20 protein-coding genes are annotated in these 23,339 nt (G+C 34.2%); 18 read left to right on the top strand and 2 right to left on the bottom strand.

Annotated elements, in window-relative coordinates; translation table 11 throughout:
- Position 1 precedes the first annotated feature (1 nt).
- Positions 2-1,000: a TlpA disulfide reductase family protein gene (locus RB619_RS06040; protein ID WP_308095385.1), complete on the bottom strand. Its 999-nt coding sequence runs from the start codon at positions 998-1,000 to the stop codon at positions 2-4.
- Positions 1,001-1,157: 157 nt separating this feature from the next.
- Here RB619_RS06040 and aspS point away from each other — a divergent pair, with 157 nt between their 5' ends.
- The 18 genes from aspS to RB619_RS05950 all read left to right on the top strand — a co-directional run bounded on the left by aspS (position 1,158) and on the right by RB619_RS05950 (position 21,525).
- Positions 1,158-2,909, top strand: coding sequence for an aspartate--tRNA ligase (gene aspS, locus RB619_RS06035; protein ID WP_308095383.1), 1,752 nt, complete (start codon positions 1,158-1,160; stop codon positions 2,907-2,909).
- Between the two features lie 306 nt (positions 2,910-3,215).
- Complete coding sequence (locus RB619_RS06030; RefSeq protein WP_007137066.1) at positions 3,216-3,410, top strand: cold-shock protein; 195 nt, start codon at positions 3,216-3,218, stop codon at positions 3,408-3,410.
- Between the two features lie 243 nt (positions 3,411-3,653).
- Positions 3,654-4,019 (top strand): NADH-quinone oxidoreductase subunit A, encoded by a 366-nt coding sequence (locus RB619_RS06025; RefSeq protein WP_155101580.1) that lies wholly within the window; start codon positions 3,654-3,656, stop codon positions 4,017-4,019.
- 149 nt (positions 4,020-4,168) lie between these two features.
- Positions 4,169-4,717: an NADH-quinone oxidoreductase subunit B gene (locus RB619_RS06020; RefSeq protein ID WP_133523515.1), complete on the top strand. Its 549-nt coding sequence runs from the start codon at positions 4,169-4,171 to the stop codon at positions 4,715-4,717.
- A gap of 1 nt (position 4,718) precedes the next feature.
- The gene (locus RB619_RS06015; protein ID WP_133523516.1) at positions 4,719-5,240 is read left to right on the top strand and encodes an NADH-quinone oxidoreductase subunit C; all 522 of its coding nucleotides are present in this window, start codon (positions 4,719-4,721) and stop codon (positions 5,238-5,240) included.
- A gap of 25 nt (positions 5,241-5,265) precedes the next feature.
- Entirely contained in the window at positions 5,266-6,504 is a 1,239-nt protein-coding gene (locus RB619_RS06010; protein WP_308095374.1) for an NADH-quinone oxidoreductase subunit D, read from the top strand.
- A gap of 141 nt (positions 6,505-6,645) precedes the next feature.
- A complete protein-coding gene (locus RB619_RS06005) occupies positions 6,646-7,176 on the top strand; it encodes an NAD(P)H-dependent oxidoreductase subunit E (protein ID WP_291151072.1) in 531 nt (176 codons plus the stop codon).
- A gap of 1 nt (position 7,177) precedes the next feature.
- Positions 7,178-8,548 (top strand): NADH-quinone oxidoreductase subunit NuoF, encoded by a 1,371-nt coding sequence (gene nuoF, locus RB619_RS06000; protein WP_308095371.1) that lies wholly within the window; start codon positions 7,178-7,180, stop codon positions 8,546-8,548.
- A 171-nt stretch (positions 8,549-8,719) separates the two neighbouring features.
- Positions 8,720-9,751: a 2Fe-2S iron-sulfur cluster-binding protein gene (locus RB619_RS05995; protein ID WP_155101585.1), complete on the top strand. Its 1,032-nt coding sequence runs from the start codon at positions 8,720-8,722 to the stop codon at positions 9,749-9,751.
- Positions 9,751-10,809: an NADH-quinone oxidoreductase subunit NuoH gene (nuoH, locus tag RB619_RS05990; protein ID WP_308095366.1), complete on the top strand. Its 1,059-nt coding sequence runs from the start codon at positions 9,751-9,753 to the stop codon at positions 10,807-10,809. Before RB619_RS05995 ends, nuoH begins: the two co-directional genes overlap by 1 nt.
- Before the next feature lie 84 nt (positions 10,810-10,893).
- Positions 10,894-11,439, top strand: coding sequence for an NADH-quinone oxidoreductase subunit I (locus tag RB619_RS05985; RefSeq protein ID WP_308095364.1), 546 nt, complete (start codon positions 10,894-10,896; stop codon positions 11,437-11,439).
- On the top strand, positions 11,439-11,978 hold the full coding sequence (locus RB619_RS05980; protein WP_308095361.1) for an NADH-quinone oxidoreductase subunit J: 540 nt from the start codon (positions 11,439-11,441) through the stop codon (positions 11,976-11,978). The genes RB619_RS05985 and RB619_RS05980 overlap by 1 nt, the downstream gene beginning before the upstream one ends.
- Positions 11,978-12,298, top strand: coding sequence for an NADH-quinone oxidoreductase subunit NuoK (gene nuoK, locus RB619_RS05975; protein WP_133523522.1), 321 nt, complete (start codon positions 11,978-11,980; stop codon positions 12,296-12,298). The genes RB619_RS05980 and nuoK overlap by 1 nt, the downstream gene beginning before the upstream one ends.
- Positions 12,299-12,304: 6 nt before the next feature.
- Positions 12,305-14,188 (top strand): NADH-quinone oxidoreductase subunit L, encoded by a 1,884-nt coding sequence (gene nuoL / locus RB619_RS05970; RefSeq protein ID WP_308095358.1) that lies wholly within the window; start codon positions 12,305-12,307, stop codon positions 14,186-14,188.
- A 10-nt stretch (positions 14,189-14,198) separates the two neighbouring features.
- Positions 14,199-15,638: an NADH-quinone oxidoreductase subunit M gene (locus RB619_RS05965; RefSeq protein WP_308095356.1), complete on the top strand. Its 1,440-nt coding sequence runs from the start codon at positions 14,199-14,201 to the stop codon at positions 15,636-15,638.
- Between the two features lie 138 nt (positions 15,639-15,776).
- Positions 15,777-17,168 carry an NADH-quinone oxidoreductase subunit N gene (locus tag RB619_RS05960; RefSeq protein ID WP_308095353.1) on the top strand — a complete coding sequence of 464 codons (1,392 nt, stop codon included), beginning with the start codon at positions 15,777-15,779 and terminating at the stop codon, positions 17,166-17,168.
- A 162-nt stretch (positions 17,169-17,330) separates the two neighbouring features.
- A complete protein-coding gene (locus RB619_RS05955) occupies positions 17,331-18,107 on the top strand; it encodes a Bax inhibitor-1/YccA family protein (RefSeq protein WP_308095350.1) in 777 nt (258 codons plus the stop codon).
- 571 nt (positions 18,108-18,678) lie between these two features.
- Positions 18,679-21,525, top strand: a complete 2,847-nt coding sequence (locus RB619_RS05950) for a T9SS type A sorting domain-containing protein (RefSeq protein WP_308095347.1) — start codon at positions 18,679-18,681, stop codon at positions 21,523-21,525.
- A 94-nt stretch (positions 21,526-21,619) separates the two neighbouring features.
- Here the strand turns inward: RB619_RS05950 and RB619_RS05945 are convergent, their stop codons facing one another.
- Positions 21,620-23,173: an aldehyde dehydrogenase family protein gene (locus RB619_RS05945; protein ID WP_308095345.1), complete on the bottom strand. Its 1,554-nt coding sequence runs from the start codon at positions 23,171-23,173 to the stop codon at positions 21,620-21,622.
- Between the last annotated feature and the right edge of the window lie 166 nt (positions 23,174-23,339).

Here is a 23,339-nt window from a genome sequence, read left to right as displayed (position 1 = left end):
ATTAGTTCAATAATGAATCTAACTGCGTTTGAAGCGCTTGATCAGAAGGTCTTGTAGCATTTGAATTTACAACTTTACCTTGTGGATCAATTAAAATAAATCGTGGAATGGAAACTACATTATAACTTGTTGCGAAATCAGATTTCCACTCATTATCAGCCATAAGTTGGATTCCTCCAAGCTTTTTATCAGTTACAAATTTTTGCCATTTATCATGATCTTTTGGAGCATCTATTGAAACACTTACAAATTCAATATTTTTTCCGTGATATTTCTCTTCTATTTTTTGAAGAAAAGGAATTTCAGCACGACAAGGCCCACACCAAGTTGCCCAAAGATCAATGTAAACATATTTTCCTTTTAATTCTGAAAGTTTGGTTTTTCCTCCTTTGTAGTTTTCAAATTCGAAATCTGGAGATACTGTATTATTCAATTTCGCCATTTTCAACACTTGATCACGATGCTCTGTAATTTCAGCAATCGCTTGTTGTCCATTTTCAGTTTCAATCTTCACAAAATCAGGATCTAGTTTCTTATTACTTAATCGTACTGCATCAGCTGCTTTTTTTTCATCAATCAATTTATTAAAAGCTGCATCATCTAAATTTACAACACTATTATCATAAAGTTTCTCATCGGCCAGAATACGTTGTGCCAAAATATTGTTTTCTAAACTTCCTTTACCTTTATAAACAATTGATTCATCAAATTGCTTAGCGTCCATTTTAAGTTTTAGATCATAGCCATTTTTCAAAAACAATTCGGTTGATTCAACACCATCATACATTTGCCCTCTTCCTCCGTTCAATACTAAAGTATCTTTAAAAATACCTTTTGCATTAACATTAATGGTCTTAACAACTTTTCCGTCATTAATAATTTTGATAATGTCGCTATTTCTATTAGCAATATTGGCTTCAAAAGTGACATATTTTTTAGATTGCGCATTGATATTCAACGCACTGAAAAGAACTAAGCTGGCAATAAAAAGTTTCTTCATAGGTAGCAAGGTTTGTTTTGAGTGTATCAAATCTAAAGAAATTAGAATTGCAAAATTTAACTATTAACAAAATATTTCAAATTTATATGCAGCAACTTAGCACTTTACTATATTATTTTATTTTTTGTGTTTACTTTTGCAGTCTAAAATTGAGATCATGTATAGAAGTCATAATTGCGGCGAATTAAACGCTTCAAATATTAATACCGAAGTTACGCTTGCGGGCTGGGTTCAAAAATCACGCGATAAAGGATTTATGAATTGGGTCGATTTACGCGACCGTTACGGAATTACGCAACTTATTTTCGACGAAAGTCGTACCGATAAAACTGTTTTTGAATTAGCTAAAACACTTGGACGTGAATTTGTAATTCAGGTAAAAGGAACTGTTATTGAACGTGAAGCCAAAAACAAAAACATCCCGACTGGTGAAATCGAAATTTTAGTTTCTGAATTGACTATTTTAAATTCGGCATTAACTCCTCCATTTACAATTGAAGATGAGACTGACGGTGGAGAAGATATCAGAATGAAATATCGTTATTTGGATATCAGAAGAAATCCGGTAAAAAACAGCTTATTGTTTCGTCATAAAGTAGCGATGGAAGTTCGTAAATATCTATCTGATTTGGATTTCTGCGAAGTTGAAACACCTTACTTAATCAAATCAACTCCAGAAGGAGCGAGAGATTTCGTTGTACCAAGCCGTATGAACGAAGGACAATTTTATGCATTGCCACAATCTCCACAAACTTTCAAACAATTATTGATGGTGGGCGGAATGGATAAATATTTCCAAATAGTGAAATGTTTCCGTGACGAAGATTTACGTGCAGATCGTCAGCCTGAATTTACTCAAATTGACTGCGAAATGGCATTTGTTGAACAAGAAGACATTTTGAATGTTTTTGAAGGTTTGACAAGACATTTATTAAAAGAAATCAAAGGTGTTGAAGTAGAGAAATTCCCAAGAATTACCTATGACTATGCCATGAAAACATACGGAAATGACAAGCCAGACATTCGTTTTGGGATGAAATTTGGTGAGTTAAACGAATTTGCACAGCACAAAGAATTCCCGGTTTTCAATTCGGCTGAATTAGTTGTCGGAATAGCTGTTCCTGGAGCAGGAAATTACACTCGTAAAGAAATCGACGGATTAATTGACTGGGTAAAACGCCCTCAAGTTGGCGCATCTGGAATGGTTTACGTAAAATGTAATGAAGACGGAACATATAAATCATCAGTAGATAAATTCTACGACAATGATGATTTGACAAATTGGGCAAAAGCTACAGAAGCAAATCCTGGCGATATGATTTTTGTACTTTCTGGACCTGCAAATAAAACACGTGCACAACTTTCGGCACTTCGTATGGAATTAGCAACTCGTTTAGGATTGCGTAAACCAGAAGAATTTGCTCCATTATGGGTTGTAGATTTCCCATTATTGGAACTTGACGAAGAAAGCGGTCGTTACCATGCAATGCACCACCCATTTACATCTCCAAAACCAGAAGATATGGCTTTGTTAGAAACAGAACCAGGAAAAGTTCGTGCAAATGCTTACGACATGGTTTTAAACGGAAACGAAATTGGCGGTGGATCTATTCGTATTCATGATAAAGCGACTCAGCAGTTAATGTTCAAGTATTTAGGATTTACTGAAGAAGAAGCAAAAGCGCAATTCGGTTTCTTAATGGATGCTTTCCAATTTGGCGCTCCGCCACATGGAGGATTAGCTTTTGGATTGGATAGATTAGTTGCAATTTTAGGAGGTCAGGAAACGATTAGAGATTTTATTGCTTTCCCTAAAAACAATTCTGGACGTGATGTTATGATCGATGCTCCTGCAGCAATTGATGATGCACAATTGAAAGAATTGCATATTAAAATTGATGCTATTTAAGCTTTAAAAAATTAAATCATACCAAAAAAGCAGCTGAAAATTTCAGCTGCTTTTTTTATTTCTATTTTTTTAAGAATAATTGCATTTTTTACACTTATAGAAATAAAAAATTCCTACAATTCCGTTTTTCGTATATTCTTACAATAAACGATTCTCAAATTAGGGTATTTCATATAAAATTTGATGCAATAAACCACGTAAAAACACTGTAAATCAATAATTTTTACAAAAAATTAACACGTACATGTCTTTTGTATTAGTTAATATGTTACATTTGCTTTATTATAAATTATTATTACAATTACAATGCGTACAGGTACAGTAAAATTTTTCAATGAATCTAAAGGTTATGGATTCATTACAGACGAAGAAACAGGAAAGGACATCTTCGTTCACGCTTCAGGAATTAACGCGGAAGAATTACGCGAAGGTGACCGTGTAAGCTATGAAGAAGAAGAAGGAAGAAAAGGGAAAGTTGCTGCTAAAGTAGCAGTAATCTAAGAAAAATATAGCAATTTATTTTTTTTGCCTCTGAATGGTTTTAAAAACGTTTCGATTAATTTCGAGACGTTTTTTTTTGCTCATTTCTTAAAAAAATATTAAAAAAACCAATCGTTATTTATAATCAATAAAAATTACACACAAACAAGGTTTCATAGCATACTTATATCCCCCTTTAGTTTGTGATTTACATAGTTGAAAGTTATCTTTGTGGCTTATTCTTTAAGTAAAAATCACAAGTTTATGCAATCTGATCAATACAGTTACATTCCTATTTTAATGCAGTTCATTCTGGCTGTTGGTTTTGTGGTAGGAACAATCATTATTTCTGGAAAATTAGGCCCTAAAAGAACCTCTGAAGTTAAAGATAAAAACTTTGAGTGCGGTATCGAATCTGTAGGTAATGCCCGTATTCCTTTTTCGGTAAAATATTTTCTAGTTGCCATTTTGTTTGTATTGTTCGACGTAGAGGTAATTTTCCTTTACCCGTGGGCGATAAACTTTAAGGATTTAGGAATTGAAGGAATGTTAAAAATGATTGTTTTCATGGCTTTGCTTTTAGTTGGTTTTTTCTATATCATCAAAAAGAAAGCACTAGAGTGGGAATAAATTGATTTTAGATTCCAGATTTTAGTCCCGATAGCTATCGGGATAGATTTGAAAGATAATTTCTCAACATAAAATATTGAATTTTAAAATATTGATTTCGGTTTCAAGATCAAAAATCTAAAATCAGAAATCTACAATCTAAAATTAAAATGAGCGATTCAAATGTAAATATGGTTGCGCCACCTGAGGGAGTTGTAGGAGAAGGTTTCTTCGCTACAAAACTAAATGATGTTGTTGGTTTGGCACGCGCGAATTCTCTTTGGCCTTTACCATTCGCAACATCTTGTTGTGGAATTGAGTTTATGGCAACAATGGCTTCACATTACGATTTGGCACGATTTGGATCTGAGCGTGTGAGTTTCTCTCCTCGTCAGGCTGATATGCTTTTAGTAATGGGAACGATTTCTAAAAAAATGGCTCCAATTTTAAGACAAGTTTACGAACAAATGTCTGAGCCACGCTGGGTAATTGCTGTTGGAGCTTGTGCTTCTTCTGGCGGTATTTTCGATACTTACTCGGTGTTACAAGGAATTGATAAAGTAATCCCGGTTGACGTTTATGTTCCAGGATGTCCTCCTAGACCAGAACAAATCGTAGACGGTGTAATGAGATTACAAGATTTGGTAAAAAGCGAATCTGTTAGACGCAGAAGCTCTCCAGAATACCAAGAATTATTAGCTTCCTATAACATTTCATAAGATGGCTTTAGAAAATACCCTGATTCAAGATAAACTTATTGAAACATTTGATACAAATGTTTTCAACTTTCAACAAGAAAGAGATATTTTTTCAATAGAAACAACTGCTGACAAAATCACTGCATTGATTCTATTTTTAAAAAATGATGCTGATCTTCAATTTAACTTTTTAACAGATTTATGTGGCATTCACTATCCAGATAACGAATTAGATCGTCAATTTGCAGTAGTGTACCACATGCACAATTGGATCGAAAACAAGCGCATCAGAATCAAAGTTTATTTAGATGGTGAAAAACCAGAAATCAAAACTGTTTCAAATATCTTCTTGAGTGCAAACTGGATGGAGAGAGAAACATACGATTTCTTCGGAATCAATTTTATTGGTCACCCACAATTGAAACGTATTTTGAATATGGATGAAATGGTGTCTTTCCCAATGAGAAAAGAATTCCCAATGGAAGACAGTGGAAGAACTGATAAAGACGACAGATTCTTTGGAAGAACAACAACAAATTGCTAAAAAATAAATAATTCAACATTATAAAATGTCAGAACTATTATTACCACCAGAGCATCGTTATGCTAAAATAATTAAAGAGAAACTAAACGAAGACGGAAGCGAGCTTTCGGTACTGAATTTAGGTCCAACTCACCCTGCGACTCACGGTATTTTTCAAAATATCCTATTAATGGATGGTGAAAGAATTCTAGAGGCTGAACCAACTATTGGTTACATCCACAGAGCTTTCGAAAAAATTGCCGAAAATCGCCCTTTCTATCAAATCACACCTCTTACAGACCGTATGAACTATTGCTCCTCTCCTATTAACAATATGGGATGGTGGATGACATTAGAGAAACTATTAGGTGTTGAAGTTCCAAAAAGAGCACAGTATTTAAGAGTTATTGTAATGGAGCTTGCTCGTATTACAGATCACTTAATTTGTAACTCAATTCTTGGTGTTGATACTGGTGCGTATACTGGTTTCTTATACGTTTTTCAATTTAGAGAAAAAATCTACGAAATCTACGAAGAAATTTGTGGAGCTCGTTTGACTACAAATATGGGAAGAATTGGTGGTTTTGAAAGAGACTGGTCTCCAGAGGCTTTCAAAAAACTAGATGCTTTTCTTGAAGAATTTCCAGTTGCATGGAAAGAATTCGAAAACTTATTCGAAAGAAATAGAATTTTCCTTGACAGAACTGTAAACGTAGGTGCAATCACCGCTGAACAAGCTATGGCTTACGGATTTACAGGTCCAAACTTGCGTGCTGCCGGAGTTGATTATGACGTTCGTGTTGCACAGCCTTACTCATCTTACGAAGATTTTGATTTTATTGTTCCTGTTGGAAAGTCAGGTGACACGTATGATCGTTTCTGTGTTCGTAATGCTGAAGTTTGGGAAAGTTTAAGCATTATTCGTCAAGCGTTGGATAAAATGCCAGCTGGAAACGAATATCATGCAGAGGTTCCTGATTACTACCTTCCTCCAAAAGAAGATGTATACAATTCGATGGAATCATTAATCTATCACTTTAAAATCGTAATGGGAGAAGTTCCTGTACCAGTTGCAGAAATTTATCATCCTGTTGAAGGAGGAAACGGAGAGTTAGGTTTTTATTTAGTTACTGACGGAAGCAGAACTCCATATAGATTACATTTCAGAAGACCTTGCTTTATTTATTACCAAGCATATCCTGATATGATTAAAGGAGCTTTATTATCTGATGCAATTGTTATCCTTTCTAGTTTAAATGTAATTGCAGGAGAATTAGACGCCTAAATGATTGCAGATTTTAGAATTTAGATTTCAGATTGGAAAAATCTAAAATTTAAAGTCCGAAATCTAAAATTTTAAAAGAATGCCGATTATAGATTCAGATTGAAAAGTCTAAAATCTAAAATCTAAAATCCAAAATAAAAAATGGAACGTAAACATTACAAACAAGAAATAAATATGACTGAGGCATTGATCGCTCGTATCAATGAATTAATCAGTCATTATCCGGAAGGCAAACAAAAATCGGCTTTACTGCCTGTTTTGCATGAAGTACAGGATGCTCACAACAACTGGCTTAGTACTGAATTGCAAGATAAAGTTGCCGAAATTCTTCAAATCAAACCAATTGAGGTTTATGAAGTGGTTACTTTTTATACCATGTTCAACCAAAAACCAATTGGAAAATACATGTTTGAGTTTTGCCAGACTTCTTGCTGTTGTTTAAATGGTGCCGAAAATTTAATGGATTATACTTCTGAAAAATTAGGCATTAAAATGGGCGAAACAACTCCAGACGGAATGTTTACCATTGCTGGTGTAGAATGTTTAGGTGCTTGCGGATACGCTCCGATGATGCAGTTAGGAGATTTCTACAAAGAAAAATTGACAGAAGAAAAAATAGATCAGTTAATCGCTGATTGTAAAGATGATAAAATAATATTACACGATAAATAAGATGTCACAAAAAATATTATTAGATAAAATCAATATTCCTGGAATTAAAACCTACGAAGTTTATCGTCAAAATGGCGGTTATGCTTCTGTAGAAAAAGCTTTAAAAACACTTACACCAGATGAAGTTACTGAAGAGGTAAAAAAATCAGGTCTTCGTGGTCGTGGTGGCGCTGGTTTCCCTGCCGGAATGAAATGGAGCTTTATTGATAAAAAATCAGGAAAACCAAGACACTTAATTTGTAACGCTGACGAATCTGAACCAGGAACTTTCAAAGATCGTTATTTGATGGAATTTATTCCTCACTTATTGATCGAGGGAATGATCACTTCTAGTTACGCTTTAGGCGCAAACTTATCATATATCTACATTCGTGGAGAATATATGTGGGTTTTCAAAATTTTAGAAAGAGCAATCGCCGAGGCTAAAGCTGCAGGTTGGTTAGGAAAAAATATTTTAGGTACAGGTTACGATTTAGAGTTACACGTTCACTGTGGAGCTGGAGCTTATATTTGTGGAGAAGAAACTGCACTTATTGAGTCTTTGGAAGGCAAAAGAGGAAATCCTCGTATTAAACCACCTTTCCCAGCGGTTTCAGGACTTTGGGCAAATCCAACAGTGGTAAACAATGTTGAAACTATTGCAACAGTCCCATGGATTGTAAACAATTCTGGTGACGATTATGCTAAAATTGGAATTGGACGTTCTACAGGAACTAAATTAATTTCTGCTTCTGGACACATCAAAAATCCTGGAGTTTATGAAATTGAATTAGGTTTAAGTGTTGACGAATTCATGAATTCTGATGAATATTTAGGAGGAATGTCTTCAAGCCGTCCATTAAAAGCATTTGTACCTGGAGGTTCTTCTGTGCCAATTTTACCAGCTGAATTGATTTTCAAAACAGCAAACGGCGAAGATCGTTTAATGACTTACGAATCTTTAAGTGATGGTGGTTTTGCTACCGGATCGATGTTGGGTTCTGGAGGATTTATTGTTTATAACGATACTGCTTGTGTGGTTAGAAACACTTGGAACTTTGCTCGCTTCTACCACCACGAATCTTGTGGACAATGTACACCTTGCCGTGAAGGAACAGGATGGTTGGAAAAAATCTTATGGAGAATTGAAAACGGTCAAGGCCGTGAAGAAGATATTGAATTATTGTGGAGCATTCAAAGTAAAATTGAAGGAAACACAATTTGTCCTCTTGGTGACGCCGCTTCTTGGCCGGTAGCAGCAGCGATTCGTCACTTTAGAGATGAATTTGAATATCACGTTCGTTTCCCTGAAAAAATAAAAAATAGAGATCACTTTGTTGCTGAACCTTTTTCACAAGTAAAGCATTTAGTAGGCGGTAAAGTAATCGTATAAAAATAAAAAGCAGAAAGTTATAAAGTTCATAATGTTAAAAAGGACAGCAATTCTTTTCAATATTCCGACTTTCAACAAAAAAGTTTAAAATAGTTTAAAGTTTCAAGTTTTTTTAGTTTCAAGTGAAAACGTGAAACCTGAAACCTGAAACTAAAAAAACAAAATAAAGAGATGAAAGTAACCATAGACGGTCAAAGTATAGACGTAGAGCCAGGAACAACGATCCTGCAGGCTGCACGTATGATTGGTGGAGATTTGGTACCGCCAGCCATGTGCTATTACTCAAAATTAAAAGGGAGCGGTGGAAAATGCCGTTGCTGTTTAGTTGAAGTTTCTAAAGGTAGTGAGGCTGACCCAAGACCAATGCCAAAATTAATGGCATCTTGTGTAACAGGATGTATGGACGGAATGGAAGTAAACAGTAAATCTTCTGACAGAGTAACGGAAGCACGTAAATCTGTAACTGAATTTTTATTGATCAACCACCCATTAGATTGTCCAATTTGTGATCAGGCAGGTGAATGTGATCTCCAAAACTTAAGTTTTGAGCACGGAAATCCGAAATCACGTTTTATTGAAGAAAAAAGAACATTTGAACCGGAAGATATTGGTCCAAATATTCAACTGCATATGAACCGTTGTATTTTATGCCAAAGATGTGTGCAAGTTGCAGATCAATTGACAGACAACAGAGTTCACGGAGTATTAGATCGTGGTGACCATGCTAATATTTCAACTGGAATTTCTAAAGCAATCGACAATGAGTTTTCTGGAAACATGATTGACGTTTGTCCGGTTGGAGCTTTAACAGACAAAACTTTCCGTTTTAAATCAAGAGTTTGGTTCAACAAACCTTATAACGCACACAGAGAATGTACTACTCCAGGATGTTGCGGTAAAACTACTGTTTGGATGTTTGGTGGAGAAATTCAGCGTGTAACTGGTCGTAAAGATGAGTATCATGAAGTTGAAGAATTCATTTGTAATTCTTGCCGTTTTGACCACAAAGATGTGAATGATTGGGTTATTGAAGGACCAAGAGAATTCGAAAAAGATTCTGTAATCAACCAAAATAACTACACTCAAAAATTAGAGAAAGTACAAATCGATACGGAAAAGAATATTCTTATGGGTAGAGATATTGACCGTAAAAAAATTAGTATGGCTGAAATTCCATTAAACACTAACAACAAAAATTCTTAATGATGGTAGATGGTGCGTTTATTATAGAAAAAAGTGTTGTAATTGTTGTGGTTTTTGCTGTAACAATGATTATGGCGATGTATTCTACTTGGGCTGAACGTAAAGTTGCTGCTTTCCTTCAGGATCGTGTTGGACCAAACCGTGCAGGTTGGGGAGGTTTATTACAGCCACTTGCTGACGGTATGAAATTATTCTCAAAAGAAGAATTTGAGCCAAATACACCTAATAAATTTTTATTTGTTGTAGGACCGGCAATCTCAATGAGTACAGCTTTGATGACAAGTGCTGTAATTCCATGGGGAGACAAACTTCACGTTTTTGGAAGAGAAGTTATTCTACAAGCCACTGATGTAAATATTGCTTTATTATACATTTTTGGAGTTCTTTCTGTTGGAGTTTACGGAATCATGATTGGTGGATGGGCTTCTAACAATAAATTCTCATTAATGGGAGCTGTTCGTGCAGCATCGCAAATGGTTTCTTATGAAGTTGCAATGGGATTATCAATGATTGCATTATTGATGATGACTGGAACAATGAGTTTAAAAGAAATCTCTTTGCAACAACAAGGTATGAACTGGAATGTTTTCTATCAGCCTTTATCTTTCTTAATTTTCTTAATTTGTTCATTTGCAGAAACTAACAGAACTCCGTTTGACTTAGCAGAATGTGAAAGTGAATTAATTGGAGGTTATCATACTGAATATTCTTCTATGAAAATGGGATTCTATTTATTTGCTGAATATGCTAGTATGTTTACTTCTGCAACTATTATTTCTGTATTATTCTTTGGAGGTTATAACTATCCTGGAATGCAATATATAGTTGAGAATGTTGGTGTAAATACAGCTAACTTATTAGGAATTGCAGTATTGTTTGGTAAAATATGTTTCTTCATATTTTTCTATATGTGGGTTCGTTGGACAATTCCAAGATTTAGATATGACCAATTAATGAACTTAGGCTGGAGAATTTTGATTCCGCTTTCGATTATTAATATTATGATTACGGGTGCTGTAATATTAAGACACGATATCGCAGCAGCATTAGGATTCTAAGAAACGTAATTAGCTTCAAATAAAAAACAAAATAGATTTAAATTTGACTGATCAAAATTTGAATCATAAATTATAATAGTAAAAATGTCAATAGAAACTATATCATTATCGGGTAGAAAAAAGGTGGTCTCTAACAAAGAGATGACTTTTATTGAGCGATTGTATCTTGTGGCGATTGTAAAAGGTTTGGCGATCACGCTTAAACACCTTTTTAGAAAAAAAGTTACGATTCATTATCCTGAACAGGTTAGACAAATGAGTCCGGTTTATCGTGGTCAGCACATGCTGAAACGTGATGAACAAGGTCGTGAAAACTGTACTGCCTGCGGATTATGCGCATTATCTTGTCCAGCTGAAGCGATTACAATGAAAGCTGCTGAACGTAAAGCAGATGAAAAACATTTGTACAGAGAAGAAAAATATGCTGAAATATATGAGATCAATATGCTTCGTTGTATTTTCTGTGGTTTGTGTGAAGAGGCTTGTCCAAAAGATGCTATTTACCTAACTCAGTCTAAAGTTTTAGTTCCTGCCAGCTACGAAAGAGAAGATTTCATTTTTGGAAAGGACAAATTGGTGATGCCTTTAGAAATGGCAATCAAAAATGCTCAACTTAATAACGCTAACTAATGATACATATTCCTGATTTTGCACACGCAACAACTGTACAAGTTATATTTTGTTTCTTAGCGTTTATCACGGTAATTACCGCTTTCTTGACCATTTTTAGCAGAAACCCAATTCACTCAGCAATTTACTTAGTGATTTGTTTCTTCTCAATTGCTGGTCACTATTTACTATTAAATTCTCAGTTTTTAGCAATTGTACATATAATAGTCTACTCCGGAGCCATTATGATTTTGTTCCTGTTTACGATTATGCTTATGAATTTGAATGAACAAAAAGACGTTCACCGACCTAGAATTACGCGTTTAGGAGCTATTGTTTCGTTCTGTTTGATCGTAATTGTTTTGATTACAATCTTCATTAATTCTAAACCAATTGTTGGTGAATACGATTCAACTGGAGAAGATTTCCAATCTATTAAAGTATTAGGTAAAATATTATTAAACGAATATATGGTACCTTTTGAATTTGCTTCAGTTTTACTTTTAGTAGCAATGATTGGAACTGTATTATTGTCTAAAAAAGAAAAATTAAATAAATAATGGGTAATATATTAAATCAAATAGGTATTGAAAATTACATCTTTTTAAGTGTTGTACTTTTTTGTATTGGTGTTTTTGGTGTATTGTACAGACGAAATGCTATTATCGTTTTCATGTCTATCGAAATCATGCTAAATGCTGTAAACCTTTTATTTGTTGCATTTTCAACTTATCATCAAGATGCTCAAGGACAGGTTTTCGTATTCTTTTCGATGGCTGTAGCTGCTGCCGAAGTAGCAGTTGGATTAGCAATTTTAGTTTCTATTTTTAGAAACATTGGCTCAATTAGTATCGATAACTTAAAAAACTTAAAAGGATAAATAGAAATGGATACCAATTTAGCTTTACTTTTAGTACTAACTCCTTTTTTAGGATTTTTAATCAATGTTTTCTTTGGAAAAAGCTTAGGAAAAACAGTTTCTGGAGCAATCGGGACTGTTGCTGTAGCGATCTCTTTTATAGTTACGCTTGTTCTTTTTAATCAAATTACTTCAACTGGAAAAGCAATTGAAGTTACTTTATTTGATTGGATCCAAATAAGCAATCTTAAAATCAATCTTGGATTTTTATTAGATCAATTATCTGTTCTTTGGTTATTGTTCGTAACCGGAATTGGATCTTTGATTCACTTATACTCTATCAGTTACATGCATGATGATGAGAATATGCATAAGTTTTTTGCATATTTAAATCTGTTCGTGTTCTTTATGATCACGCTTGTAGTTGGAAGCAACTTATTAGTTCTTTTCATTGGATGGGAAGGTGTTGGACTTTGCTCTTATTTACTTATCGGATTTTGGCATAAAAACCAAGATTATAACGATGCTGCAAAGAAGGCTTTCATTATGAACAGAATTGGAGATTTAGGTCTTTTAATTGGTATGTTCATCATTGGTTCAATGTTCTCCACTTTAGATTATGCAACTTTAAAAACTGCAATTGCTGGAGCTACTAATTTAAACATTTCTCTACTTTCAGTAGCTGCATTATGCTTATTCATTGGAGCTTGTGGTAAATCTGCACAAATTCCATTGTATACTTGGTTGCCTGATGCGATGGCTGGACCAACTCCAGTTTCGGCATTAATCCACGCTGCTACGATGGTAACAGCAGGTATTTTCATGGTAACAAGATTAAATTTTGTTTTTGATTTAGCTGTTGATGTACAAACTGTAATTGCAATTATTGGAGCTATAACTTCATTAGTAGCTGCAACAATCGGTTTAGTTCAAAATGATATCAAAAAAGTACTGGCTTACTCTACAGTTTCTCAATTAGGATTAATGTTTTTAGCATTAGGATTTGGCGCTTATGAAGTAGCCGTATTTCACGTAATCACACATGCTTTCTTCAAAGCTTGTTTGTTCTTAGGATCTGGATCTGTTATTCATGGTTTACATGGAGAACAAGATATGCGTAAAATGGGTGGATTGCGTAAAGCAATGCCAATCACTTTCTGGACAATGTTAATTTCTTCATTGGCAATTTCAGGAGTTCCATTTTTCTCAGGTTTCTTCTCTAAAGATGAAATTTTAATGACAGCTTTCCACCACAGTATTCCATTATACGTTGTAGGATCTATTGCTTCAATCATGACAGCTTTCTATATGTTTAGATTGATGTTCTTGACTTTCTTCAAAGAATTTAGAGGAACTGAAGAGCAAAAACATCATTTACATGAAAGTGGTGCATTAATCACTATTCCACTTATCATTTTAGCTATATTGGCAACTTTTGGCGGATTAATTAGTTTGCCAGGAAACAGCTGGTTAAATGAATATCTTGCTCCTCTTTTCACGAAAGTAGCTGGCGAAGAACACCATCTAGGAACAACAGAATATACTTTAATGGGTGTTGCTGTTTTAGGCGGATTATTAGGAATTCTAATTGCTTATGTGAAATATTTCAAACAAGACAATGTTCCTGAAGCAGATGAAAACATTACAGGCGTAGCAAAAGTTTTATATAACAAATATTATGTTGATGAAGCTTATGATGCAATATTTGTTCGCTCTATAAACGGATTATCAAGATTCTTTAGAGACTATATTGAAACTGGTTTATCAGCTCTTGTTTTCGGATTAGGAAAAGTAACAAATGAATTAGCTTTCCAAGGCAAAAAACTACAGACTGGAAGTATCGGATTATATCTTTTTGCTTTCGTTATTGGTCTTTGCGCGATTGTTTCTTATATATTTTTAGCTCAATAATTTTATAACTATGAACGTTTCTCTTATATTAATTATTCTTTTAGTTGGTGCATTTATCACCTATTTTGTTGGTGACAAACTCGCTTCAAAAGTAGCTTTGTTCTTTAGTTTGGCAGCTTTGGGCTGTTCGGTTGTATTGTTGAATCATTTTAATGCTGGTGAAAGCATCAGCTTAGTAAATGCTTGGATCAATCAGCCTAAAATTTCATTCGCTTTAAACGCTGATGGATTGGCAATTGCAATGCTTTTATTGACTACAGCTTTGACCCCAATTATTATATTTTCTTCTTTTGGAAATGAATATAAAAACGCAAAAGCTTTTTATGCATTAATTCTATTTATGGCTTTTGCAATGACAGGAACTTTCCTTGCTGCAGATGGCCTTTTATATTATATTTTCTGGGAATTAGCACTTATTCCTATTTATTTTATTGCTCTTATCTGGGGCAATGGAGATGCTGAAGAACGCAGAAAAGCAGTTGTAAAATTCTTTATTTACACACTTGCAGGTTCTTTATTCATGTTAACTGCTTTCATCTATTTATATACAAAAGCACACAGTTTCTTGATTGAAGATTTATACAAATTAAATCTTTCTGCAGATGAACAGCTTTGGATTTTCTTGGCTTTCTTCTTGGCTTACGCAATTAAAATTCCAATTATCCCTTTTCACACATGGCAGGCAAATGTGTACCAAAAAGCACCAACTGTTGGAACAATGCTTTTATCTGGTATCATGTTAAAAATGGGATTATACAGCGTTATTCGTTGGCAATTGCCAATTGCTCCTCTTGCAGCAAAAGAATACATGAATATTTTTATTGCTTTAGGAATTGCTGGCGTAATCTACGGTTCAATCGTTGCTTTAAGACAAAAAGATTTAAAGAAATTATTGGCTTATTCATCTCTTGCTCACGTTGGATTAATTGCTGCAGGAACTTATACTTTGACAGTTGATGGTTTCCGCGGAGCAGTTTTACAAATGATCGCGCACGGTTTTGTGGTAGTTGGATTATTTTATGCTGCAGAAATTATCTACAGAAGATTTGAAACAAGAAATATTTCAGAATTAGGCGGAATCCGTACGCAATCTCCAAAATTCACTTCAATGTTTTTAATTTTGGTTTTGGCTTCTGTTGCTTTGCCAACTACATTTAACTTTGTTGGAGAATTTACAGTATTATACAGTCTTTCTCAAATTAATATTTGGTTTGCTGTTTTAGGTGGAACAACTATTATTTTAGGAGCTTACTATATGTTGAAAATGTTCCAAAACGTAATGTTAGGTGAAACCAATTCTAAAACTTTTGCAGATGTTTCTGTAAACGAAGGAATTTCTATGGTAGCAATTATTGCTGTTTTGATTTTCTTTGGATTCTATCCAAAACCAATAACAGATTTGATTACACCAAGTTTAGAAACAATACTAAACATTATCAATAAAAACTAAGGTTTTAGAATGCAGATTAACGAATTTTGATTTCAGATTTATCCGAAACTAAAAGAGTTAAAATGCCAAAAAAAATAAAACATATTTTAAATAAAATAAATTAGGGCGTTTTAGATTTCCTAAATCAAAAAAACAAAAATGAATACATTAATAGCTATAACAGGATTGGGTATTTTTTGCCTATTGTTTGAAATTCTAAATTTTAGAAAAGGCATTGTTCCGTTTACCATTTTAGGTTTATTGGGCGTTTTGGCACTTAACTATTATGAATTTGGATCAACAGCAAGTTATTACAATAATATGATTACAGTGAGTAAATTCTCTACTGCCTTTTCATCATTATTCATTATTCTAACTATTTTCCTTGTAGCATTAAGTCACAATTTCTACGAAAATCATCAAACAAAAATCTCTGATTATATTGCTATAAAAATCTTTTTATTAGCTGGAGCAGTTGCTATGGTTTCTTTTGGGAACTTGGCAATGTTTTTCTTAGGAATCGAAATTTTATCAATCGCATTATATGTTCTTGCTGCGAGCGATCGTTTGAATATCAAAAGTAACGAGGCTGGTATGAAATATTTCTTGATGGGATCTTTTGCATCAGGAATTATCTTGTTCGGAATTTGCTTGATTTACGGAGCAATGGGAACTTTTGATGTTACTGAAATTTACGAAAGTTCTTTATCTGCTGAATTGCCAATCTGGTTTCCTATTGGAATGATTTTAATGACAATTGGAATGTTTTTCAAAGTTGCTGCTGTACCATTTCATTTCTGGGCTCCAGATGTTTATGAAGGTTCTCCAGCTTTAACGACTGCTTTAATGAGTACATTGGCAAAAGTTGTAGCCATAGCAACTCTTTATAAATTAGTAGCTGGCTTAAACTTAATTCCGTCTTTAGAAAACCAAGATATGTTAGGAACATTTGAACATATTATTGTAATCATTTCAATTGCTTCTATGACAGTTGGAAATATAATGGCTTTGCGTCAAGTAAATGTAAAACGTATGTTGGCATTTTCAGGAATCTCTCACGCAGGTTTCATGTTAATGACATTCTTATCAATTGCAACATCTGCAGGAGTTTTATTGTATTATGCTGCAGCTTATGCATTGGCGGGAATTGCTGCATTCAGCGTTATCTTATACGTTTGTAAAAATCAAGATAACGAAGATATTACGAACTTTCATGGTTTAGGAAAAACAAATCCGCTTTTAGCTGCGATCTTAACAGGTTCATTATTATCAATGGCCGGAATTCCAATTTTCTCTGGATTTTTTGCTAAATTATTTTTATTCAATCAAACTATTCAATCTGGTTATATTGCTTTAGTTATTGTTGCCGTTATCAACTCTATTATAAGTGTTGGTTATTATTTCAAACTTATATTGGCAATGTACTCTAAAGAACCAAATGAAGAACGTACAGGAAAACCATTTCTTATTTATGCAGTTGCAATCATTTCAATTACTTTAAATATTGTTTTAGGTTTATTTCCATCTTTAGTTTTAGATTTATTAAGCTAAAAAATAGAATTCTATATATAGAAAACCATTCGTTTGTTCGGATGGTTTTTTTATTTTAAATCCGTTTTATTTAGAAGAAAAAATCATGTTAAAAATTTAACTCAAATTGTTTCAGATAAAAAAAACTCCATATATTTGAGTTCACTAAAAGCATAAAAAACTATGGCCTTCAATTCAAAAAATCCATTTTTAAGCAGCAAACGTTTTTCATCAAATGCTGTTTCTAGAGCTGAAGAAGTACACGAAGCGCAAATTATTGACTACAATCAAGAAATGACTTTGTCTGGTACGATCAATAAAACAGCTATTTTATTTTTAATATTATCTGCGGCATCAATGATTACTTGGTGGATGGCGTTTAATGGAATGAATCCTATTTTGCCTGCATTCGGTGGTGCAATAGTAGGCTTAATTCTAGTTTTAATTGCCTCTTTCAAACCTCAGGCTTCTCCATATTTAGCTCCAGGTTATGCCTTTTTTGAAGGTTTATTCATTGGTGGAATTTCAGCAATATTTGAAGCGAGATATCCAGGAATTGTGATTAATGCTGTTGGTGCAACATTAGTAACTTTTTTAGTTTGCCTTGGCTTATATAAATTCAAAATTGTAAAAGTTAATGAGCAATTCAGATCAGTTGTTATTGCAGCAACGTTAGCAATCGCAACGTATTATTTGATTTCTTGGCTAGCTTCTTTGATCTTTAACTTTACTCCTGTTCATTACGGAAACGGAATGATGAGTATTGGAATCAGTGTTTTTGTAATTATTATCGCTGCCTTAAACTTATTCTTAGATTTTGATCAAATCGAACAAGGAGTTCAACAAAGAATGCCAAAATTCATGGAATGGTTTGGTGCGATGGGACTAATGATCACATTAGTTTGGTTATATGTAGAATTCTTAAGATTACTTGCTAAACTATCTTCTAATAAAAATTAAAAGATTTATAAAATATAAAAAAAGCCTTTTTGAGTTTTCAAAAAGGCTTTTTTTTTTGCCTTTATATCTTCTGAAAGCTTGACTAAAAACTTTCAGAAAATAGCTTTCTTTTGGGAACTTAATCAAAAGAAATTAAATCTATTTTAAATCATTCAATTATGCTTTTTCAAGCAAAAAGAAATCCCAAACTATTTTAAGGAAAGGTAAAATTCTCATCATTATTTTTAAAAAGTAGTATATTTCTTATTTTTGTAAAGTAGGCTAAAAAAATTTTAAAATTCCTTAGAAATTTAAAAATCTTAATAATCTATCTTTTCTCGTTTAAGGAAAACGTAGTAAAATTAAGACTTAACGAAACTTACTTTTATTATGTAATAAATTACAATTAATGCAATTTATTACATAATACTAAAAATTATAGCTAATTTTTTATACAATTATATTTTTATTATCCAAATAATTATGAATATAAAAAATTTATATATTTTTGTGTAATCGATTACAATTAACCAATGTAAAAGATATTTCAAAACCACAAATTACTATTACTAACTTTTTAACCTAAACAATTATGAAAAAAAACCTACTTTTCATTTTCATTTTACTTGCGAGCGTTCAAATGTGGGCGCAACAAGTTTCAATCACAGAAGCATCAGGGTGGCTTGAATCTGCTTTTGTAAAATGGCAGCCAGTAAGTGGCGCACAAACCTACAATGTTTATTATTCTGGAAATGGAATCACTGATCAAAAAATTGACGACCAGCTTATTAGAAGCTACGGAAGTTATTTTCGTGCTGACATTCCAGGATTAAAAGCTGGATCCTACACGATCAAAGTAAAACCTGTAATTTCTGGAGCAGAAGGAACGGGATCAACAACAAGCGCTTTAAATGTTATTGCACACGACAGAAATGGATTTGCATTCGAAAGCGGAAGAGTTCCAGGCGGGTACAAAGCAGATGGAACTCCAAAAGACAATGCGGTAATTCTTTACATCACGCAAAACACAAAAAACACCATTTCGATGAATATTACGGGAGCAAGCGCAAATCCGTGCGTGGGTCTTCAAAATATTTTATACGCAATTAAAAAAGGAAAAGATACGCGTCCGTTTATCATCAGATTAATTGGGGATATTACCGATATGAGTGTTATGGAAGGCGGTGATGTTGTTATTGAAAATGCAAACAATGTATCAAGTTATGTAACAATCGAAGGAATTGGAAATGATGCCGTTGCTAATGGTTGGGGCGTACGTCTTAAATCGGCTTCAAATATAGAAGTAAGCAACCTTGGTTTTATGAACTGCAATAGTACCGCAGGAGATAATGTTGGTATGCAACAAGACAATGATCATATTTGGGTTCACAACTGCGATTTATTTTATGGAAATGCAGGAAGCGATGCCGATCAAATTAAAGGCGATGGAGCATTAGATAATAAATCTTCGACTTATATTACATTGTCATACAATCACTTTTGGGACAATGGAAAAGCAAGTCTTTTAGGTTTAAGCGAAGGAACCACAACTGGTTTATACATAACGTATCATCACAACTGGTTTGATCATTCTGATTCTCGTCATCCGCGTGTTCGTTATTATTCTGCTCACATTTACAACAATTATTACGATGGAAATGCAAAATATGGCTCTGGATCAACAATGGGATCTTCACTTTTTGTTGAAGGAAATTATTTCCGTAATGCTAAACATCCAATGCTGACTTCGTTACAAGGAACAGATATTTGGGATGAAGCCAATCAGGTTAATAATGCCGGAACAATGGGAACATTTTCTGGTGAAGCTGGCGGATTTATTAAAGCTTACAACAATACTTTTGATGCTTCAAACGGAACAAATAATATGCGTTTTGTAGCTTATAATGATCCGAATCCATTATACAATATTTCTGGAAAAATAAGTTCCGCAACAGATTTTGATGCTTACGTGGCAACAACAAGAGGAGAAACTGTAAGCAGTTCTATCAAATCAAAATCGGGTGCAAATTCGTATAATAATTTTGATACTGATGCTTCTTTATACGTAAAAAACCTTGTAATTGATCAGCCTGCAGCGGCTAAAACAAAAGTAACACAATACGCAGGACGCGTTTCTGGAGGAGATTTGCAATGGACATTTAACAATAGCGTTGATGATACTTCATCGCTTGTAATTACAGCATTTAAATCGGCACTTACAAACTATAGTGGCACTTTGGTTGCTGTTCAAGGCGAAGGAAATCCTCCCGCGAGTTCTCAGACACTTACTTCAACAGGTAATCAAAACCAAACAGTAACAAGCGGAACAGCAATTGCTTCTATTGTATTCACTTGGGGCGGAGATGCTACTGATGCAACTGTAACTGGATTGCCTGCCTCTGGACTTAGCTTTGTAAAAAATACTGCAGCAAAAACAATCACGATTACAGGAACTCCAACTGCAACGGTTTCGTATTCAATTGCAACAACCGGAACTGGAACACCTGCAACAGGTTCAGGAACAATAACTGTCACTACAGCGGGAAATCAAACTTTGACTTCAACTTCAAACAACAATCAGACCGTTGCCAGCGGAACTGCAATTAGCTCAATTGTATTTACCTGGGGAGGAACAGCCACAGATGCAACAGTAACAGGTTTGCCAGCATCGGGAATTAGTTTTGTAAAAAACACTACTGCAAAAACAATTACGATTACAGGAACTCCAACTGCAACAGTTTCCTATTCAATTGCAACTTCTGGAACTGGTACAATTGCAACTGGTTCAGGAACTATTACAGTTACTACAGGAACACCTAGCGGAGATGAAATTCACAATTTCACAACCTCTGGAAAAACAAGTTCATTTTATAGTATTACAGGAAATATGAATTCAACAGCTGGCTCTGTAACCTATAACGGACTAACATTGACTGCGCGTTTAAAAATCGAATCAAGCACCTCTATAACTTATACAACAACAAGTGCATCAACACTAACCTTAGTATTTGATTCTAATTTTACAGGAACAATCAAAGTTGACAATGTTTCTTATACGGCTTCTGCAGGAATCGTGACGGCGTCAATTGCAGCGGGTTCGCACAGTATTACAAAAGGTTCTGTTGCAAATCTATTTTATATTAGTACAGCGTATAATTCAGGAAGTACTTTACGAATGGCTAAAACAACCGAAGTTACTGCAGAGCCAGAAACTTCAAAAGTTCTTTTATATCCAAATCCAGTTTCTGACGTTTTATATATTTCGAAATCAACTCAAACAATAGAACAAGTTTTTGTCTATAATATGTCTGGAATTTTAGTAAAAAGCGCGGGCAAAAATGCTGAAAGTATTGATTTAAGTCAATTGATTTCGGGAACTTATTTGATAAAAGTTTCCACAACCGACGGTTCTATCAATCAAACTATTTTGAAAAAATAAACTAACTAACCTAACTTAACTAACTTAATTCTAAAAGCAAAAGGCTTCCCATATCAGGAAGCCTTTGCTATTTAATCTTTTATTTAAAGAAATATTACAAATCGAATTTGATTCCTTGTGCCAATGGAAGATTCGTTGTATAATTGATCGTATTAGTCTGACGTCGCATATAAATTTTCCATGCATCAGAACCTGATTCACGGCCTCCTCCAGTTTCTTTTTCTCCACCAAAAGCACCGCCGATTTCTGCACCAGAAGTTCCGATGTTTACGTTTGCAATTCCGCAGTCAGAACCAGTAACTGATAAAAATCTTTCGGCTTCACGTAGATTATTCGTCATGATTGCAGAAGACAATCCTTGAGCAACTCCATTTTGAATTTCAATTGCATTATCAACTTCTCCAGAATATTTAATTAAATATAAAACCGGAGCAAAAGTTTCGTGCTGTACGATTGCAAATGAATTTTCAGCCTCAGCAATTGCTGGTTTAACGTAACAGCCACTTTCGTAACCTTCGCCAGAAAGAACACCGCCTTCAACCAAAACTTTTCCACCTTCGGCCACTACTCTATTTAAAGCGACAGCGTACTGCTCAACTGCGTGCGTATCAATAAGCGGTCCAACGTGATTATTTTCGTCAAGCGGATTTCCAATTCTTAATTGTTTATAAGCAGCAACCAACGCTTCTTTTACTTTGTCATAAATACTTTCATGAATGATCAGTCTTCGAGTTGAAGTACAACGCTGCCCAGCAGTTCCAACAGCTCCAAAAACAGCACCGATAACCGTCATTTTAATATCAGCATCAGGAGTTACAATAATGGCATTATTTCCTCCTAATTCTAATAATGATTTTCCTAATCTTCCGGCAACGGCCTGCGCTACAATTTTACCCATTCTGGTAGAACCTGTTGCAGAAATTAGAGGAATACGAGTGTCTTTTGTCAATAACTCTCCTACTTGATAATCTCCATTTATTAAACACGAAATTCCTTCAGGAAGATTGTTTTCTTTGATAACCTGAGCGATTATGTTTTGACAGGCAATACCACAAAGTGGCGTTTTTTCAGAAGGTTTCCAAACGCACACATCTCCAGAAATCCATGCCAAAGCCGTATTCCAAGACCAAACCGCAACCGGAAAATTAAATGCCGAAATAATTCCGACAATCCCTAACGGATGATATTGCTCGTACATTCTATGTCCAGGTCTTTCAGAATGCATTGTCAGTCCATGTAATTGACGTGATAAACCAACAGCAAAATCACAGATATCGATCATTTCCTGAACTTCACCATAACCTTCCTGCAATGATTTTCCCATTTCATAAGAAACCAGTTTTCCTAAAGCTTCTTTATTCTGACGTAATTTTTCTCCAAACTGACGTACAATTTCACCACGTTGCGGTGCAGGAATTAGTCTAAACGTTTTAAAAGCTTCTGTAGCTGAACGCATTACTTTTTCGTAATCTTCAAGCGTTGAAGTTTTTACTGATGCAATTAGTTTTCCGTCAACAGGCGAAAAACTATCTAAAATCTCTCCTGATGAAAAATTTTCTGTTCCAGTTGAAGTACCGTCGTTAACCAGCTTAATGCCAAGTTTTTCGAGCGCTTCGTTCATGCCAAATTGTGATGCTATTGTTGTCATTGTAACTTTTTTAGTTAAAATTGTTATATTTTTTTATGTAAAGATATTCTTTTCGAATTAATTTCAAACTCAAAATAAAATCCTAAGCGAGAGTAAATTTAAGATTAATTAATACTAATAACAGCTTTAAAGCCTTATTTATTGGATTTATTTGATGAAATTTGCA

The organism is Flavobacterium sp. LHD-80 (assembly GCF_030929605.1).
In the GTDB taxonomy this organism is placed as follows: Bacteria; Bacteroidota; Bacteroidia; order Flavobacteriales; family Flavobacteriaceae; genus Flavobacterium.
Note: the sequence above shows the minus strand (reverse complement) of the source record. Positions and strands in the feature narration are given on the sequence as shown.

Bases quoted from the DNA above. Each gene is read 5' to 3' on its own strand.
- RB619_RS05980 (WP_308095361.1), top strand. From the start codon at position 11,439: ATGATACATATTCCTGATTTTGCACACGCAACAACTGTACAAGTTATA.
- RB619_RS05950 (WP_308095347.1), top strand. From the start codon at position 18,679: ATGAAAAAAAACCTACTTTTCATTTTCATTTTACTTGCGAGCGTTCAA.
- RB619_RS06005 (WP_291151072.1), top strand. From the start codon at position 6,646: ATGGAACGTAAACATTACAAACAAGAAATAAATATGACTGAGGCATTG.
- RB619_RS05965 (WP_308095356.1), top strand. From the start codon at position 14,199: ATGAACGTTTCTCTTATATTAATTATTCTTTTAGTTGGTGCATTTATC.
- RB619_RS06015 (WP_133523516.1), top strand. From the start codon at position 4,719: ATGGCTTTAGAAAATACCCTGATTCAAGATAAACTTATTGAAACATTT.
- nuoH (WP_308095366.1), top strand. From the start codon at position 9,751: ATGATGGTAGATGGTGCGTTTATTATAGAAAAAAGTGTTGTAATTGTT.
- RB619_RS06025 (WP_155101580.1), top strand. From the start codon at position 3,654: ATGCAATCTGATCAATACAGTTACATTCCTATTTTAATGCAGTTCATT.
- aspS (WP_308095383.1), top strand. From the start codon at position 1,158: ATGTATAGAAGTCATAATTGCGGCGAATTAAACGCTTCAAATATTAAT.
- RB619_RS05985 (WP_308095364.1), top strand. From the start codon at position 10,894: ATGTCAATAGAAACTATATCATTATCGGGTAGAAAAAAGGTGGTCTCT.
- RB619_RS06040 (WP_308095385.1), bottom strand. From the start codon at position 1,000: ATGAAGAAACTTTTTATTGCCAGCTTAGTTCTTTTCAGTGCGTTGAAT.
- RB619_RS05955 (WP_308095350.1), top strand. From the start codon at position 17,331: ATGGCCTTCAATTCAAAAAATCCATTTTTAAGCAGCAAACGTTTTTCA.
- RB619_RS06020 (WP_133523515.1), top strand. From the start codon at position 4,169: ATGAGCGATTCAAATGTAAATATGGTTGCGCCACCTGAGGGAGTTGTA.
- RB619_RS06030 (WP_007137066.1), top strand. From the start codon at position 3,216: ATGCGTACAGGTACAGTAAAATTTTTCAATGAATCTAAAGGTTATGGA.
- RB619_RS05960 (WP_308095353.1), top strand. From the start codon at position 15,777: ATGAATACATTAATAGCTATAACAGGATTGGGTATTTTTTGCCTATTG.
- nuoK (WP_133523522.1), top strand. From the start codon at position 11,978: ATGGGTAATATATTAAATCAAATAGGTATTGAAAATTACATCTTTTTA.
- nuoL (WP_308095358.1), top strand. From the start codon at position 12,305: ATGGATACCAATTTAGCTTTACTTTTAGTACTAACTCCTTTTTTAGGA.
- RB619_RS06010 (WP_308095374.1), top strand. From the start codon at position 5,266: ATGTCAGAACTATTATTACCACCAGAGCATCGTTATGCTAAAATAATT.
- RB619_RS05945 (WP_308095345.1), bottom strand. From the start codon at position 23,173: ATGACAACAATAGCATCACAATTTGGCATGAACGAAGCGCTCGAAAAA.
- RB619_RS05995 (WP_155101585.1), top strand. From the start codon at position 8,720: ATGAAAGTAACCATAGACGGTCAAAGTATAGACGTAGAGCCAGGAACA.
- nuoF (WP_308095371.1), top strand. From the start codon at position 7,178: ATGTCACAAAAAATATTATTAGATAAAATCAATATTCCTGGAATTAAA.